At 39.6% G+C, this 15,931-nt stretch carries 14 protein-coding genes; 3 read left to right on the forward strand and 11 right to left on the reverse strand.

Annotation, left to right across the window (positions count from 1 at the left end):
• Positions 1-114: 114 nt before the first annotated feature.
• From BN997_RS19010 to BN997_RS19025, 4 genes are all read right to left on the reverse strand, one after another.
• Positions 115-753 (reverse strand): TVP38/TMEM64 family protein, encoded by a 639-nt coding sequence (locus BN997_RS19010; protein WP_042534604.1) that lies wholly within the window; start codon positions 751-753, stop codon positions 115-117.
• A 381-nt stretch (positions 754-1,134) separates the two neighbouring features.
• On the reverse strand, positions 1,135-1,599 hold the full coding sequence (locus tag BN997_RS19015; protein WP_042534605.1) for a competence protein ComK: 465 nt from the start codon (positions 1,597-1,599) through the stop codon (positions 1,135-1,137).
• Between the two features lie 229 nt (positions 1,600-1,828).
• Complete coding sequence (locus tag BN997_RS19020; protein WP_042534606.1) at positions 1,829-2,824, reverse strand: lipoate--protein ligase; 996 nt, start codon at positions 2,822-2,824, stop codon at positions 1,829-1,831.
• A gap of 153 nt (positions 2,825-2,977) precedes the next feature.
• Positions 2,978-3,706 carry an MBL fold metallo-hydrolase gene (locus tag BN997_RS19025; protein WP_042534607.1) on the reverse strand — a complete coding sequence of 243 codons (729 nt, stop codon included), beginning with the start codon at positions 3,704-3,706 and terminating at the stop codon, positions 2,978-2,980.
• A 112-nt stretch (positions 3,707-3,818) separates the two neighbouring features.
• Between BN997_RS19025 and yhfH the strand changes: the two genes are divergently transcribed.
• Positions 3,819-3,950 (forward strand): protein YhfH, encoded by a 132-nt coding sequence (yhfH, locus tag BN997_RS22770; RefSeq protein ID WP_084612985.1) that lies wholly within the window; start codon positions 3,819-3,821, stop codon positions 3,948-3,950.
• Positions 3,951-4,218: 268 nt separating this feature from the next.
• Entirely contained in the window at positions 4,219-6,039 is a 1,821-nt protein-coding gene (pepF, locus tag BN997_RS19030) for an oligoendopeptidase F (protein ID WP_042534608.1), read from the forward strand.
• A gap of 127 nt (positions 6,040-6,166) precedes the next feature.
• Here pepF and BN997_RS19035 read toward each other — a convergent pair whose 3' ends face one another.
• The 5 genes from BN997_RS19035 to BN997_RS19055 all read right to left on the reverse strand — a co-directional run bounded on the left by BN997_RS19035 (position 6,167) and on the right by BN997_RS19055 (position 12,890).
• Positions 6,167-6,736: a GNAT family N-acetyltransferase gene (locus tag BN997_RS19035; RefSeq protein WP_042534609.1), complete on the reverse strand. Its 570-nt coding sequence runs from the start codon at positions 6,734-6,736 to the stop codon at positions 6,167-6,169.
• 152 nt (positions 6,737-6,888) lie between these two features.
• Entirely contained in the window at positions 6,889-8,295 is a 1,407-nt protein-coding gene (gene hemY / locus BN997_RS19040; protein WP_042534610.1) for a protoporphyrinogen oxidase, read from the reverse strand.
• Positions 8,295-9,230 (reverse strand): ferrochelatase, encoded by a 936-nt coding sequence (gene hemH, locus BN997_RS19045; RefSeq protein WP_042534612.1) that lies wholly within the window; start codon positions 9,228-9,230, stop codon positions 8,295-8,297. Before hemH ends, hemY begins: the two co-directional genes overlap by 1 nt.
• Before the next feature lie 120 nt (positions 9,231-9,350).
• On the reverse strand, positions 9,351-10,388 hold the full coding sequence (gene hemE / locus BN997_RS19050; RefSeq protein ID WP_042534614.1) for a uroporphyrinogen decarboxylase: 1,038 nt from the start codon (positions 10,386-10,388) through the stop codon (positions 9,351-9,353).
• A 300-nt stretch (positions 10,389-10,688) separates the two neighbouring features.
• Positions 10,689-12,890: a transglycosylase domain-containing protein gene (locus BN997_RS19055; RefSeq protein ID WP_052485087.1), complete on the reverse strand. Its 2,202-nt coding sequence runs from the start codon at positions 12,888-12,890 to the stop codon at positions 10,689-10,691.
• 186 nt (positions 12,891-13,076) lie between these two features.
• Here BN997_RS19055 and BN997_RS19060 point away from each other — a divergent pair, with 186 nt between their 5' ends.
• Positions 13,077-13,574: an antibiotic biosynthesis monooxygenase family protein gene (locus BN997_RS19060; protein WP_042534615.1), complete on the forward strand. Its 498-nt coding sequence runs from the start codon at positions 13,077-13,079 to the stop codon at positions 13,572-13,574.
• Between the two features lie 635 nt (positions 13,575-14,209).
• Here the strand turns inward: BN997_RS19060 and BN997_RS19070 are convergent.
• Both BN997_RS19070 and BN997_RS19075 read right to left on the reverse strand, forming a co-directional pair.
• A complete protein-coding gene (locus BN997_RS19070; RefSeq protein WP_042534618.1) occupies positions 14,210-14,851 on the reverse strand; it encodes a response regulator in 642 nt (213 codons plus the stop codon).
• A 17-nt stretch (positions 14,852-14,868) separates the two neighbouring features.
• On the reverse strand, positions 14,869-15,927 hold the full coding sequence (locus BN997_RS19075) for a sensor histidine kinase (RefSeq protein WP_042534619.1): 1,059 nt from the start codon (positions 15,925-15,927) through the stop codon (positions 14,869-14,871).
• Positions 15,928-15,931: the final 4 nt, after the last annotated feature.

Below are 15,931 nucleotides of genomic sequence, written 5' to 3' on the forward strand. Positions count from 1 at the left end.
CCCCAAAGCAAAGAACTTTAACCTTTTATCCGCAGACAGTATTCGTTTAATTTAAAAAAATATATGAACGTCTTTTTATTCTTTTTGTTATACTAGCTGATTTGACTTCTGTTACTATACTTGATGCTTGTCCACCTTTTTTTGAAGTCTTTTCTCTAAATACTTGCCGAACACCCAAAAAATGATAATACCTATTCCCACTAAAATGGTCCGTACCGGATTTTGTGCAAATTCCATAATACTGGAGCCAATATAAGAAATAGAAAAAATCATCACGGTCTTCCCTAACAGCACCGCTAATAAAAATGGGTAGAAACTGATTTTTGACAGCCCGGCCACCACATTAATAACAGATGATGGAGAAAATGGGAAACATAATAATAAAAACAAAGGTCCAAAGCCATGCCGTTCTACCCAATTCGTAATCCTGGACACCTGCTTGTTATGGCGTATCCGTTTTAAGAGTCTTGTATTTCCTAAACGCCGGATAACAAGGAACACTAGAACAGCACCTAAACTGGCACCAAGCCAAGAATAGAGAAAACCCTCAAACAAGCCGTAAGCAGCAGCATTTCCGAGTACAAATACAATAAGCGGCAAAAATGGTAAAAAAGCTTCAAAAAAAGGAAGCGCAATACCAGGCAACGGACCGAGCCCTTCATATTGCTCCAACAGCTGGCGGATAAATTCCTCCCAGCCTTCTTCTTTTAGAAATGTCTGCCAATTTGAAAATGTAATATTCATTACGTACATACGGTCAGTCTCCCTCAAAATTCCAACAATCTTATTGATGATTATATGCTACTGCAGTTTTTTTGAAAAGTATAAACTTCTCTGCCCAATGAAACTCAATCTATCACCAGGGTACCCTATTATAATTATATTTATTATCATCATGAATGGAAGCAGAGAAAGTTTTATAATCATATTCTTAAGCAATAACATTATTTTATGCAGAGGCCTGCCAAAATACCGGCTTTTATTCTAGGTAGCTTTATATTATTATGACTGAAGTTGGCTGAGGTGATTTTGAGAGGAGACTGAGGAAAAAGCAGAAAAACGAAGATAAAGTAACAACTCTTCTAATCATTTATTATCTCTTAATCCCATTTGAAATCCTGTACTGCAGGGTTACTAAAATGCACTGCCCCGCTCATCCATAAGATAGCGTATATGAGCGGTACGCTGTATTTGATTAATAACGATGCCGTGAGAAATATCCAATGTGATGCTTCGTCCATTTTTAAATAAAATTTCCGTCGATTTACTATCTATTCTTTTAACATCTTCAATATGAGTATGTGATATCCAGGAACAGCTCTCATGGGATGGAGATTTTGTGGGAAAGAAATACATTTTATTTCTTGGATCAATCGGTATTGGAGTTTTATGTGTAATGTGGGATATACTTTTGATGCCATTTTGCCGGCCTTTTAAATCAGATCCAAAATATGCGCATGCGTATTCAATCACTTTAGTCGGCCTGCCTTTTAATACATACTCTACTTCATCTTCTAAAATACGGGTGATATTCTTTCCATTTTCGTCCTTATCCGACAATATTGCCATCGTATAAGGGGTGATTTCTCTCATTTGCATTTTATTTTTCCTCCTTATTCCCTAGTGATATGGATGAGTTAAAAGTATTATAGCACCAAACTGAGGAAAAAGAAATAATTATTTTAAAAATTTTGCATTATTTTAAAAAACAAAGAAAATTCAGGTGTTAAATTCTAGAATTAATATCGACAAAAAACTTCATTCTGCGCAGAGCTCTTAACGCTTCAGAATGAAGTTTTATTAAATGATTCGTATTCTGCTAGAAATTTTAGTAAAGCAATTCTAGAAATTCTTCTTTAGAAATTCTGCCAAGATAATGGGAGACATCAACCTGATCTACAGCTTCTTTGACAGCATCGCGGTTATGGCGGATACCGGTCAGTGCATCTTCTAATACTTTTACATCGCCCAAGCCAAAGAAATCGCCAAAGATGGTACAATTTTCAATGATGCCTTTCTTCACATCTAAACGAACATCAACAAGCCCGCCTGGGAATTTTTTAGACTCCTGATAGTTAAATGAAGGAGATTTTCCATAGTTCCATTCCCATTGCTGATAACGTTTTTCGGAAATCTCATGAATTTTTGCCCAGTCTTCATCGGTTAATACATATTGCGGTACATCGTTAACGTCTTCCACATCAAAAATATAGCGTAAAATCAATTCCTTAAATTCATCCATAGATATTGGGCTGTCCAGATATTCAGCAATATTTGCCACGCGGCTGCGAATTGATTTAATTCCTTTTGATTCAATTTTAATCTTTTTCACCTTTAACGCTTTAGTTAACTCTTCTAATTGGGAATCCAGCATTAACGTTCCATGGCTGAACATACGGCCGCGGGTAGAGAACATCGCATTGCCAGATATTTTTCTTCCCTCTACAGCTAAATCATTTCTTCCTTGCAATTCAACCGGCACACCGATGTTATTCAAAGCATCGACAACTGGCTGTGTAAATTTAGCGAAATTCTGAAAGCTGTTGCCATCATCCTTCGTAATAAAGCTGAAATTTAAATTTTGTTCATCATGGTAAACTGCGCCGCCGCCGGAAAGACGTCGAACAACTTTAATTCCTTGTTCATCCACATAATCCGTATTAATCTCTTCAATTGTATTTTGATTTCGTCCGATAATAATAGAAGGACTGTTTACATAAAATAAGAGGTATGTATCTTTCTCACCAAAATTTTCAAGAATATATTCTTCAATAGCCAGATTAATTTGAGGGTCTGTGATTCCTTTATTATCAATAAATTTCAACTTACTATTCCTCCCTTTATTTTCACTATTTTTATTCTAACGTATAAATTATTGCAAATCAAAACTTCTACCTGCAAATAGGCGTTTAAAAAGCCCGATGATAACTCGTCACCTTGAAAACCTATAACAGCTTTACTGAACACCTCTTATAAGTTACTTCCAAACATACCCTTCCTCTGCTAATATAACCGGACCTGTATATATTTGTTCAGCTTCCTCCTTCAACTGTTCTAGTACACCAAACTGAGGCAGGTGGCTAAGCACTAATTTTCCCACATTTGCAGCCTGCGCAATGCCGGCAGCTTCCTCACTATTCATGTGTCCGGCTGCTGTTCCATCCTGTTCTTTAAAATAATTGCAATCTGTTATAAGTACATCCGCATCTTTTGCGAATGGAATCCACACTTCTGTGTAGCTGCTGTCTGCAGTATATACAATCGTCTTTTTCCCGTCCGTAATACGCATGCCAAAGCATGGAACTGGATGCGCTGTTCTTAGAAATGTAATGGAAAAAGGCCCTATTTTCAATTCTTCCTCCGGGTTATAAGCAACCCCCTCTGTATACTGGTGGGACAAGGACGAGAAGCCTTCTTCATCTTCTGTATGTCCATATATTTTTAGTTTTTTTTCATTATTATGCACATAATAATCAATCAGTTTTCCATATTGGAGTACACCGATATCTGCTACATGATCATGGTGATAATGCGATAAAATCACTGCATCCAGTTCAGGTACAGATGTGAATTTCTGCAGCTTGGACAGGGCTCCGCTCCCCATATCCAGCACCAATTTATAATCGTCTTTTTCTAATAAATAGCTTGAAGTAGCGCCATCTTTATTTGGATAGCCGCCCCAAAAGCCGATAATAGTTAATTGCATCTTAAAAACAGCTCCTTAAAATTTTTAAAAATTGTAGCAATACAGTGTTGACATCAATATTCTGTTATAGTACAATACTTTTAAATCATTTAAAACATTAGGAGGAATCGAAATGACTGGAATTATCGAATTTTTTAAAAATCTGCCAAAGAAGAAATGTGCAAAATGTGGAAATGCAATGGTAAATGAAAAGGCAGATTGTTATGGCAACATTTGTGACGATTGCGATTATCCAGGGCGTTAATAGATGTTACCAGTAAAACGATTAGTAAGGCATTACTGTTATTCTCGCTCTGTTTAATATGAAGAATTCCCATAAGTTATATCCTTCTCCTGAATAGCCTGTACTCGGCTATTCTCTTTTTTTTGCACATTTATTGCTTCTGTGATAAAACGCTATAAATTTCCCCTTCTGTGTACTATAATTAATTAGGTAATCGAATTAATGGCTAACATATTGCTGTATCTATATTTTCTTTGATAGACAGTAATATTTCAAGCATTTGGGAGGAATGACAATGATAGAAGAAAGCAGAAGATATCGAAAAGATGTGCCTGTTGAACAGACATGGGATTTAACAGATCTTTTTCCTGACAAAAAAAGCTGGGAGAAAGCATTGAAGGACATTGTCGAAGAAGCTGATCAAATTACCACTTTTAAAGGAAAGCTTTCTGAAAATGCAAACACTTTATTACAAGCTATTAACTCTGTAGAAGCTTACCAGCAGAAGGTTATTCATGTTGCCGTTTATGCAAATTTATTAGTAAGTGCAGACGGGAGCGATCCTGTGAATCAGGGGGCTGCTGCAAAGAGCGGGGCTGCACTTGCTGCAATCCGCTCCAAGATTTCTTTCTTTGAAACAGAGCTTCTTAACCTGACTTCATCTGAAATCGAGCAGTTTATAGAAGATGAGCCTGGACTTGAAACATACCGGAAATATTTGTTTGATATTTTAGAGCAGAAGGAGCATATTCTCTCACCTGAATTAGAGGAGGCTTTATCTGCGCTGGGTGAAGTTTTAGAAGCTCCACACAATATCTTTTCACGAAGCAAACAGTCCGATATACAGTTCAAAAGTGTAACAGACAGTCAGGGAAAAACACAGCCAATGAGTGAACCGTTATACGAAGAAAGTTATGAGTATTCAGAGGATACTGTATTGAGAAGGAACGCCTATGAGTCCTTTATAGAAACATTGGAACAATATAAAAATACGTATGCTGCTGCCTATCAGACAGAGATTACAAAACAGGTACAGCTTTCCAAGTTAAGAAAATATGATTCTGTCACGGATATGCTTTTAGCACCACAGCAGGCAACCACGGAAATGTATCATAATCAATTAGATGTTATCCAGGAAAAATTAGCTCCGCACATGCAGAAGTACGCGAAATTACTAAAAGAAAAGCTCGGGCTGGAAGAATTGCGATTCTGTGATTTAAAAGCTCCGCTGGACCCTGCGTTTAATCCGAGTACATCCTATGAAGAGGCTTCCGAGACCATTTTAAACGCACTCGATATCATGGGGCCGGAATATATCGAAGGAATGAAAAAAGCATTATCAGACCGTTGGGTAGACCGTGCTGAAAATGTTGGTAAGGCAAGCGGCGCATTCTGTTCGAGCCCATACGGAGCACATCCATATATTCTGGTGACCTGGGCCGATAAAATGCGCAACGCCTTTATTCTTGCACATGAATTAGGGCATGCCGGTCACTTCTATTTAGCCGGTAAAAATCAGACGCTTTTTAATACACGACCGTCAACTTATTTTATTGAAGCACCTTCTACATTAAATGAACTGCTGCTTGCTGATCATTTAATGCACGCAAACAAAGATAATCCGCGGATGAAACGCTGGGTGATTACCCAATTATTGGGGACCTATTATCATAACTTTATTACACATCTATTAGAAGGCGCATTCCAGCGTAAGGTTTATGATTTGGCTGAAAAAGGTACTCCGTTAACAGCTGATGTTTTATGCAGAGAGAAACGTCAAGTATTAGAATCCTTCTGGGGAGACACCGTCACTTTTGATAATGGTGCAGGCTTAACATGGATGCGCCAGCAGCATTACTATATGGGTCTGTATCCATATACCTACTCTGCCGGTTTAACCGTCTCAACAACCATGGCTAAGCGGATTCGTGAGGAAGGACAGCCTGCTGTGGATGACTGGTTAAACGTCTTAAAATCAGGCGGTACCAAGCGCCCGCTTGAGTTAATTAACGATGCAGGCATTGATATGTCCAATCCAAAAAATATCGAGATTGCGGTGGATTATGTCGGTTCATTAATCGATAAGTTAATCGAAAGCTATTCGGAATAATTTGTTTTAAATTTTAATGCTTTCTATCTAACTTGACAACAATCGTAATAGCAGTCCCAGCTCCGCCAAAAAGCCAGACAGGTATTATGCCAGTCTGGCTTTTTGGTATTTTTGGAAAAGCTGCGCCTCACCTGTCCCACTCGGCTCGCAATATCCCATATACTTCCCGGTCATGAATCGTATCCCCTATCACTTCATCCGCCCGTATGGTTCCTTCATGTTTAAAACCCAGTCTTTCAGGGACCGCCGCACTTTTTTTATTCTTTACGGCTGTTTTAATCTCCACTTTATTTAATTCCAATTCGTGAAATGCATAATTCACCATTGCAGCACAGGTAAGTGTCATGATTCCTTTATTTGTATATGCTTCTCCAAGCCAGTATCCAATTTCCGTTTTCTTTACTTTCCAATCAAAATATAAGAAACCGATGGACCCGGCTAATTTTTCCTTATACCATATCCCGGCCCAAAAGCCCTCTTTATTTACGAAACGAAATAAGGACCTTTTAATAAAACTTTTGGAATCCTCCATCTGATTGGTTACAGACGGAAAGGATAACCAGTTGCTTAAAAAATCTTTGTTGGCGCTGACTAAATCAAATAAGTTTTCTGCATCGTTTTCTTCCAGCAACGAAATCATGATCTCTGGATTGACTTGATTATATAGCAGCTGCTCCCCCTCCTCCTTCTCGTTCATTCGCGTTTAAGCTTCACGTTTTTTCATGATAAACGAATGCCTTTTTTTAAAACAAGTTATTTTCTTCATTCTATCACTTATTTACTTCTGTCCATAAGAAAAACAGCTACAGAAACAAATATTCCATAGCTGTTTTAAATCATATATCCAACTTATTTATTTTGAGTCAATGCTTCTATTGCCAATTCTGCACCCTTTTGTCCGTGCTCAATACAATCCGGAAGTCCTGTACCGTCATAGGAGCTGCCAATCAGCTCCAGGTTTGGAAGCTGGCTGGCTACATAATCGCGGACCCTGCTGACAAGCTCTAAATGCCCTGTGTGGTACTGTGGTCTTGCCTCAATAAATCTAGTAATCTCATAAAATAAAGGCTTTCCCTTTACTTTCATTACTTTATTTAAATCCTTCAAGACAATATCCACAAGCGTCTCGTCTGATTCTTTTACAATCTCCTGATCATCAGGTTTTCCGACATAACAGCGCAATAAAGCTTTCCCTGCAGGTGCAGTTCCTTCCCATTTACGATGGGTCCACGTGCATGCAGTGAAGCGGTAATTACTATTTCTAGTAACCAAAAACCCGGTTCCATCTAAATCACGCTTAATTTGTTTTTCATCAAAAGCAAGTACGACATTTGCTGTGGATGTCGCCGGAATAGCATATAATTCCTGCAGCGGAGCATGCTTACTCAGCATTCCGGGAACCTGAGTATGCGGAACTGCTGCTAAAACAAAATCTGCTGCTAACACCTCTCCTGAATCTAATAGAAGATGATACCCTGTTTCCTTCTTCTCTATATGATTCACTTTATTTTCACGGAGAATTTTCACCGTATCCAGCTTTGCTTCAAGCGCATCAACAAGCTTCTGTAAACCGTTTGTAAAAGAGAAAAACTGTCCTTGGGCAGGCTTACTGTTTTTTGCCGGTTTCGACATGGTCTTACGGAGACCTTTCATAACACTGCCATATTCCTGCTCCATTTTTCCAAAAACAGGGTATATTGCCTCCAGACTCATTTGATCAATATCACCAGAATGAATTCCGGAAAGCAGCGGATCAATTTGATTAACTACCACTTGGTCCCCAAAACGGCGACGCATAAAATGTCCTAATGATTCGTCCCCGGACCGTTTTTTTCTTGGTATAATCAGATCCATTAATCCACGGATTTTACCTGTCAACGTAAAGGAATTTGAACGCAGAAGCGGTCCAACTTCTTTTGGCACACCCATAAATGCACCCTTTGGCATTTTATGCAGCCGATTTTTAATCAGCATAAAGGACTGCCCGGTAGAATTACGTCTTGTTTGATCAAGTATACCCAATTCCTCTGCCAAATTCATTGCAGCCGGTTTACGTGCTAAAAGTGAGTCTGGTCCTTTCTCAATCGTAAACCCGTCTCTTTTTATCGTATGAATGCGTCCTCCCAGCCGGTTAGAACCTTCCACTAATGTAATATCAATTGGAAGGTTTGCTGATTTCACTTGTTTTTGCAAGTGATAGGCGGCTGATAAACCTGTCATCCCGCCGCCGACAATTACTACTTTTTTTCTATCCATCAGGAAGCACACTTTACTTTCTTTAATACAACATTTGCTAATGTTTCAATAAATGCTGGGTGAGCGTTTGGCATCTCCGGACGGTAGTAGCTTGCTCCAATCTCATCACAGACTACTTTACATTCATAATCATTATCGTATAGCACCTCAAGATGATCTGCTACAAATCCGACAGGTGTATATATAAATGCTTTGTACCCTTCTTTGTTATACAATTCACGAGTTAAATCCTGTACATCTGGACCAAGCCAAGGATCTGGTGTGTTCCCTTCACTTTGCCAGCCTACTTCATAATTTTTCACATTAGCAGCCTCTGCTATTAATTGTGCTGTTTCCTCTAACTGCTGTTTGTACGGATCGCCATTTTGAAGAATTTTCTCCGGCAAACTATGGGCAGATACGATTAATACCGCATTCTTTTTTTCTTCGGCAGGCATTTCTGCAAAGGTATTTTGCACACCTTTTGCCCAGAAGTCAATAAACCCTGGTTCCGTATACCAATCCTGTACAGATTCAATGTTTATACCATGTTTTTCAGCAGTACTATTCGCCCGTTCGTTATATGATTTCACGCTGAATGTAGAATAATGTGGCGCTAAAACAATGGAAACTGCTTCTTCAATACCGTCTTTTGCCATTTCCTCTACGGCATCCTCAATAAATGGAGCAATATGCTTTAAACCGATATATGCTTTAAATTCAAATTCATCCTGTACTTCATTCAGCTTGTTTTCTAAAGCATTTGTTTGTTCCTTTGTTATTTTTGCTAAAGGGGAAATGCCGCCAATTGCTTCATAACGATCCTTTAAATCCTGTAAGGCTTCTGGATCAGGTTTTCTGCCGTGACGAATATGTGTGTAGTAAGGTTCAATATCTTCTTCTTTATATGGCGTACCGTATGCCATTACTAATAATCCTAATTTCTTTTTTTCCATTTCCAATACACCTCGTTACATTTTGTTATTCCGTAGTTAGAAACTATACCATTTTATACATCTGTTTGACAGATAGGATTTAACTGTTTGACCCGGGCTTCATTAGCCCGGGTTTGTTCCTCAATTTTGGTTGGAATAGCTGTGAATAAAATCTGTCAGCCGTTTTAAGGTTTCCGGCTTAATATCAGGAGTAACACCATGACCAAGGTTAAAGACATAGCCTTCTGTGTTCATTCCTTGATCAAGAATCGCTTTCGTTCTTTTTTCAATTGTCTCCCAATTACTAAGTAAAATTGCAGGGTCCAGATTTCCTTGTAGTGCTTTCGTTACACCTAAGCTTCTCGCTTCTTCCACGGAAGTGCGCCAATCCAGGCCAATGACATCGACAGGCAGGTCATTCCACTCGAGCAGAAGATGTCTTGCTCCTACACCAAAGGTAATCAGCGGTACATCATATTTTTTTAACGCTGAAAAAATATCCATCATGACTGGTTTCATAAAATAACGGTAATCTTCCACGTTTAATGCGCCGACCCAAGAATCAAAGATTTGAATCGCACTTGCACCAGCTTTAATTTGCGCTTCTGCATAACGAATAATCATTTTTGACAATTTATCCATTAATGCAAACCAAGTCTGTGGTTCACGATACATTAACGCTTTTGTTTTCGTATAGTTTTTTGAAGGTCCGCCTTCAATCATATAGCTCGCTAATGTAAACGGCGCTCCGGAAAAGCCGATCAATGGTACATCAAGCTGTTCCTCTGTCAGCAGGCGTATGGTATCCAGCACATAAGGAACATCACTTTCCGGATTGATCTCACCAAGCTTTTCTATATCCTGCATACTCCGGATTGGCTGGTCGATCACTGGTCCAATTCCGCTTTTGATTTCTACATCTACCCCGATAGCCGGCAGAGGCGTCATAATATCCTTATAAAGAATCGCCGCATCCACTCCGTAATTTTCTACCGGAAGTCTTGTAACATAAGCACAAAGCTCCGGCTGATGAGTAATTTCAAACAGGGAATATTTTTCTTTTAATGCCCGGTATTCTGGTTGGGACCTTCCAGCCTGGCGCATAAACCAAGCTGGCGTGTAGTCTGTTTTCTTTCCGCGATATGCGTCTAAAATAGTTGTATTTTTTACTTTTGCCATGCAACGTTCATCCTTTATATTCTTTTTCCATCTCTAACTATATCTATTTATCGCATTTCTGTATAGGGTTACGATTTGTTTGTCATCAAATTGTCTCATTTTATAATCATTCTAAAAAGATATTTCTTATAAAACGAAACTTCACTCAGTAGGAGTTTTGTTCTTCTCCCACTGGGTTAGCCTAAGTGATTCAGGGAGTTAGCGTCCGTTATCTCCCGCATAAATAAATTTATCTTTACGCTTTTTTTTGAGGCGAGATTTTACGGACGGTTCTCTGTGATAAAACGAACCGGCAAGATATTAGAAAAAGGATACGGATGTGGAATGAGAACCTTCCATATTGGTAATGGGATCAACCGGAACGACATAATACGTTTCGTTGCGGAACCAAACATCATCAACGATAAATTCTGTTTCTCCTTCCACTTCTCCGACCAGCTCATCTGTACCTTCTTCTTCTTTATAAATACGGTAGACGACTCGATCATCTGTGGAGCCTTCCCAGCTAAGCTTTCCTTTCAATAAAGCAAATCCGCCAAAGGTATAGCTTGCATCTACATGCTCGATGACTGGTAAATCAATCGGCTCCGGCAAAGCTTCTACACCTTCTGGCATCTCAAAGGACGCTGTTAATCCAGAACCCGTCTGGTTATCGATATCGGTCAATATTTTTTTGGTCAAGGACGTCGGGTAAGAACTTCCTCCTGTCAAATAATGCTCTGCATCAGACCGATCATAGCCCATCCACATAGCCGTAACATAATCGGGTGTATAGCCTACAAACCAGGCATCCTTTGACGCTCCGTCAACAGCTGGATGCTGTGTTGTTCCTGTTTTCCCAGCAAGCTCCTTACCATAGTAGCCGGAGCTTGCTGTCCCTGTCCGGACGGTTTCTTTAAGCATTTCTGTCATATCCCAGGCAACCTGCGGGGTAAATACTTCTTCGCTGCTTGATTCCGACTGATAAATAATTTCCCCGTTACGGTCTTTTATCTCCGCTATTGCTGTCGCTTTCGACATTTCTCCATTATTTGCAAAGGTCTGGAAGCTTTGGGCCATTTGCAGCGGCGTGACCCCTTTATTTAAACCTCCCAGTGCAATCGACAATCCTTTATCCTCGATTGGCATCCCCATTTTCTCCAGATAGGATTTCGAATTGTCTATTCCAATTTCGTTAAGCAGCCAGACTGCAGAGGTATTTGTTGATTCAACAATCGCTTGATAAATCGTTATGTTATTCTTATATTCTCCACTAACATTGGTTGCTTCATACCCGTCTATATCCATATATTGATCAGGGATAATTGTATAAGGATTATACTCGTCTTCCTGCATCAACGCAGGTCCATACACAGCAACTGGTTTAAAGGTTGACCCCGGCTGCCGCTGTACATTTGTCCGGTTTAAATCACCAAAGCTATAATCCCGTCCGCCGATAGCCGAGACAATATGTCCGTTATTCTTATCCAGCATAACAAAGGCTCCCTCTGTCCCCTCTGTATTCCCAGGGAAGAAAGCATCCTCTTGAAAGTTCTGATAAGCAACCTGCTGAAAATCTTCATTCATATAGACAGTAATATCATAGCCTCCGCTTTGCAATTCGGCAAAGCTTAAGTCATGCGCTTCCGCAGCCTCTTTTATAGCAATATCAACATAGCTGTCGACCCAGGGATTCGTTCCTCTTTCTTCTTCTTTCAGATTGATTCCTAATCCTTTTTCCTGCTCTGCAGCCATTGTTTCTTCATCTATAAAGCCGGCTGATTCCATGGTCATTAAAACAACATTTCTGCGCTCTGCTGCTTTATCAGGATGATTTAAAGGCGAATATCCATTGGGTGCCTTCATTAACCCGGCAAGCAGTGCTCCCTCAGATATCGTTAACTCATCAACATCTTTTGAAAAGAAATATTCTGAAGCCTTCTGCAGGCCATATACTCCCTCTCCAAAGTAAACCTGGTTCACATATAACTCTAATATCTCGTCCTTGCTGAGTCTGCGCTCCAGATAAAGTGACGCCATCATTTCTTTTATTTTTCTTGTCCAGGATTTATCATTTGACAAAAAAAGATTTTTAGATAATTGCTGTGTGATGGTGCTTCCGCCCTCTACTTTGCTTCTCGCTAAAATATCACGGTAAACAGCTCTGCTGATCGACTGCAGATCAATTCCCTGATGCTCATAAAACCGGCGATCTTCCACTGCAACAAATGCTTCCAGAACATGGTCTGGTATATGGTCTGTTGAAACATACTCTCTGTTCTCGTTGTATAATGTCCGGATAACTTCTCCATTCTCTGTGCGGATAGTGGTCGTCAAATCAAGCTGTAAATCTTCCTCATTGGCAATCATTTTCCCGCCTAAAATGAGCAGACCATAGCCGCTTAATAATAAAAGAAAAACAGCAGCGACGGCTATTCCCAGCCATTTGATTTTTTGTCGAAAAACATTCTTCTGCTGTTTTTTGCGTTCGTTTCTTTTTTCATTTCTTCGCTCGCTTCTCATAAGTTCACCTCAAGTAGCATATACGCATTCATTATACGTTATTCTCATCTTTTGATAAAGAATGGACATCCTTAAATTACAAGTACATTCGACAAAAGGGTATTATTTTCAATATTATTTGTATTTGTGTACAATTTAATTATAAGTAGATATTCAAAGAAGGTCGACAATTGAAGGAGGAATTTTATGAAAGCATTTATGTCCAGAGGAACGATTCATTTTTTAGAAACATTGGAGAAAAAAAATAAGCATATTGACTTTTACTTTATCGCCAGTAATGATGGCGGTATCGCCTATTATGAAAACAGCTCTAAAAATATTTTTTCAGCCGGTCAAGCCTTTGATGTATTAAAATCGGTTGGCGAATTATCTAAGGAAGGGTATGTGGTTATGAATCATCTCCCTATCTCAGAAGACAGCAGCCCCGCCTTTGAATATCGTATGAAGCATAGTGACAGCGGCATTGAAAAAATGGAAGGCTTTCAAGCATGGCGTTTTTTACGTCAGGAAAAATCAAGTAAATATGTGGTTTTAACACAGTGGAAATCGTTTGCTGATTTTGAGAACTGGAAAAACTCCGATCAATTTAAAAAAGCTCATGATTCGCAGCAGGCAAAACAGCCGAGTTACTTTATGGAGCGTCCGTTTGTTATTTCAGGGCATATGCATGAGAAGGAAGAATAAATACAGAAAACGAACATCTATGCAGCAGGTTGTTTTCGGACAATTCCCTTTAATAATCGTTTCATCAAGAAAAACCAAGAATACCGCTTTGTTTTTAAAACATCAGTGTTCTCGCCAAAGAGATGTCCGCTACGGGAAGTCGCTTTCCGCGGGCAACGTTCAGCCGCACGGTAAGAAAACCGCTTCCTGCTTAGGTCTCCACCTGTTGCTTTTCCCGCAGGAGTCGGTTTCCCTCCGCTCCCATCTTTGAAGAAATATGTTTCATTTGCTTTCTTTCAAAGAAAAGAAGCTGATTCTAGCGACGCTTTTTGATGGGACGAGTAATCGCAGTCCCAGTCCCAGAAGAAATACACGGAGACTCCTGTGGGAATGCGCAGGGTGAAGACCTAAGCAGGAAAAAAGTGAACTCCTTTTTTTTCTACCCTCAGGGCATAAGTGCGACTTTAGCTCTGTCTGCGCCTGTCGGCTTGCCAATTGCTAAGTCTTCTTTAGAGGAGGCTGAGCTCAAGCCCACGGAAAGTGTAATGTATTTCTGGAGCGGCTATCCTTAACATTTTATACTTTCTTATTCTAAAAAAAGTTGTTCCCCTGCGGACAACCTTTTTTGTTGGTGGCGTATCTTCATGTGAAGCGAATCAATCTCCTGCTGTTTTAAATAATTGATTCCTGTGTACGTAAACAGCAGCCTGGGTTCTGTCATTCACTTCCAGCTTACTTAAAATATTGCTTACATGTGTTTTCACCGTTTTAATTCCGATATAGAGTTTTTCACTGATTTCTTGATTGGTCATTCCATCCCCAATACACAGCAGCACTTCTAATTCCCGTTCGGTCAAATCTTCATGGGGTTTTTTCGCAGGGGTGCGAAAACGGTTCATCATTGTGTTAGCAACCTTTGGTTCAATCACATTTTCATCTTTGGCTGCTTTTCGTACAGCTTCTGCAATTTCCTGTGCATTAGAGGTTTTCAGCAAATAGCTGAATGCTCCTGCTTCCAAGGCAGGGATTACCTGTTCATTATCATAATAGGATGTCAAAATAATCACCTTGCATTCTGGATAAGAAGTCATGATCTGTCTGGTTGCTTCGATACCATTTCCATTTTCCATAATTAAATCCATCAGCACGACTTCGGGCTTCTCCTGGATAACAAGCTCAGCTCCTTTAAATCCGCTGTCCGCCTGCCCTGCAATTTCAATATCATCCTCCGTCTGTAAAAAAGAAATAATTCCTTTACGCACTACATCATGATCATCAATGACAACTACACGAATCATAATACATTCTCCCCTTTTTAATTCCCCTGATTGGGAATTCGAATATAAATATATGTACCCTGCCCTTCTTTGGAACGAATGGTAAATGTTCCACCTAATTCTTCGCTGCGTTCCTTCATTGTTTTCAGACCATAAGAAGCTTTATTATTCTGCTGATCATCTGATTCAAAGCCGATGCCATCATCTTCAATACGGACATAAAGCTCTTCTTGCCTCTGTTTTATTTCTACCTGAACCATATTTGCATTCGCATGCCGCAGGATGTTCGATAAGGATTCCTGAATAATTCGAAAAATGTGCTCCTCGACTACTTCTTTTAAATCTAAGCCTTCATCCATATCGATTTGGAATGTCAGATTGCTTTTTTGTTCTAAAGCATCGATTAATTTCTGAATGCCTTCTTCTAACGTTTCTCCGCCGGTAAGATAAACCGGCCGTAAATGAAGCAATAATGCACGCATTTCCGCCTGTGCCTGATGCGCAGAATGTACGACTTCCTCCATTTGTTCTTTCGCTGTAGCAGGATTTTTATCAAATAGCTTTAATGCTGTCTCTGATAGCATTGCCAGCCCAAAAAGCTCCTGGCTGACAGCATCATGAAGGTCCCGGGCAATCCGCTGCCGTTCTTCAATAACTGCTGCTTTATGTGCTGATTTCGCATAATCTGATTTCTCATCGGCCATCCGCTGTAAGGACTCCACTTGCCGTTGCAATTTATCTCCTAAATCATTCAGCTCAGCAATAATTCGATCTGTTTCATCCACATCCTCATGAACATTCGTGATTTTAGAAGTATAATTTCCGTTGGCAAATTGCTTAATTTGGATGGAGATAGCATCTAAACGAATTTTTAATAAATTACCGATTTGTGTAAATCCGGCCTGCAGGGACAAAATAAATCCAATGATAATATATAAGCCGATAAATAAAAAGATACTTTGTGCCGTTAGCCAGTCCGGCTCCAAAATAACAAATAAGGATAGAATAATAGCCAGCAGGATGCATGTTGTTAAAAATAAAACATAAAGATGAGATTTTATAAAGCTGAATCGGATACTTTTTCCCCAACGTTTCATTTTC

Source organism: Oceanobacillus oncorhynchi (assembly GCF_000821065.1).
GTDB lineage: Bacteria > Bacillota > Bacilli > Bacillales > Amphibacillaceae > Oceanobacillus > Oceanobacillus oncorhynchi.

Coding starts and splice junctions, on each gene's coding strand:
- BN997_RS19075 (WP_042534619.1), bottom strand. CDS start 15,927: ATGAAACGTTGGGGAAAAAGTATCCGATTCAGCTTTATAAAATCTCAT.
- pepF (WP_042534608.1), top strand. CDS start 4,219: ATGACAATGATAGAAGAAAGCAGAAGATATCGAAAAGATGTGCCTGTT.
- BN997_RS19070 (WP_042534618.1), bottom strand. CDS start 14,851: ATGATTCGTGTAGTTGTCATTGATGATCATGATGTAGTGCGTAAAGGA.
- BN997_RS19035 (WP_042534609.1), bottom strand. CDS start 6,736: ATGAACGAGAAGGAGGAGGGGGAGCAGCTGCTATATAATCAAGTCAAT.
- hemE (WP_042534614.1), bottom strand. CDS start 10,388: ATGGCAAAAGTAAAAAATACAACTATTTTAGACGCATATCGCGGAAAG.
- BN997_RS19060 (WP_042534615.1), top strand. CDS start 13,077: ATGAAAGCATTTATGTCCAGAGGAACGATTCATTTTTTAGAAACATTG.
- BN997_RS19010 (WP_042534604.1), bottom strand. CDS start 753: ATGTACGTAATGAATATTACATTTTCAAATTGGCAGACATTTCTAAAA.
- hemH (WP_042534612.1), bottom strand. CDS start 9,230: ATGGAAAAAAAGAAATTAGGATTATTAGTAATGGCATACGGTACGCCA.
- BN997_RS19055 (WP_052485087.1), bottom strand. CDS start 12,890: ATGAGAAGCGAGCGAAGAAATGAAAAAAGAAACGAACGCAAAAAACAG.
- hemY (WP_042534610.1), bottom strand. CDS start 8,295: ATGGATAGAAAAAAAGTAGTAATTGTCGGCGGCGGGATGACAGGTTTA.
- yhfH (WP_084612985.1), top strand. CDS start 3,819: ATGACTGGAATTATCGAATTTTTTAAAAATCTGCCAAAGAAGAAATGT.
- BN997_RS19025 (WP_042534607.1), bottom strand. CDS start 3,706: ATGCAATTAACTATTATCGGCTTTTGGGGCGGCTATCCAAATAAAGAT.
- BN997_RS19015 (WP_042534605.1), bottom strand. CDS start 1,599: ATGCAAATGAGAGAAATCACCCCTTATACGATGGCAATATTGTCGGAT.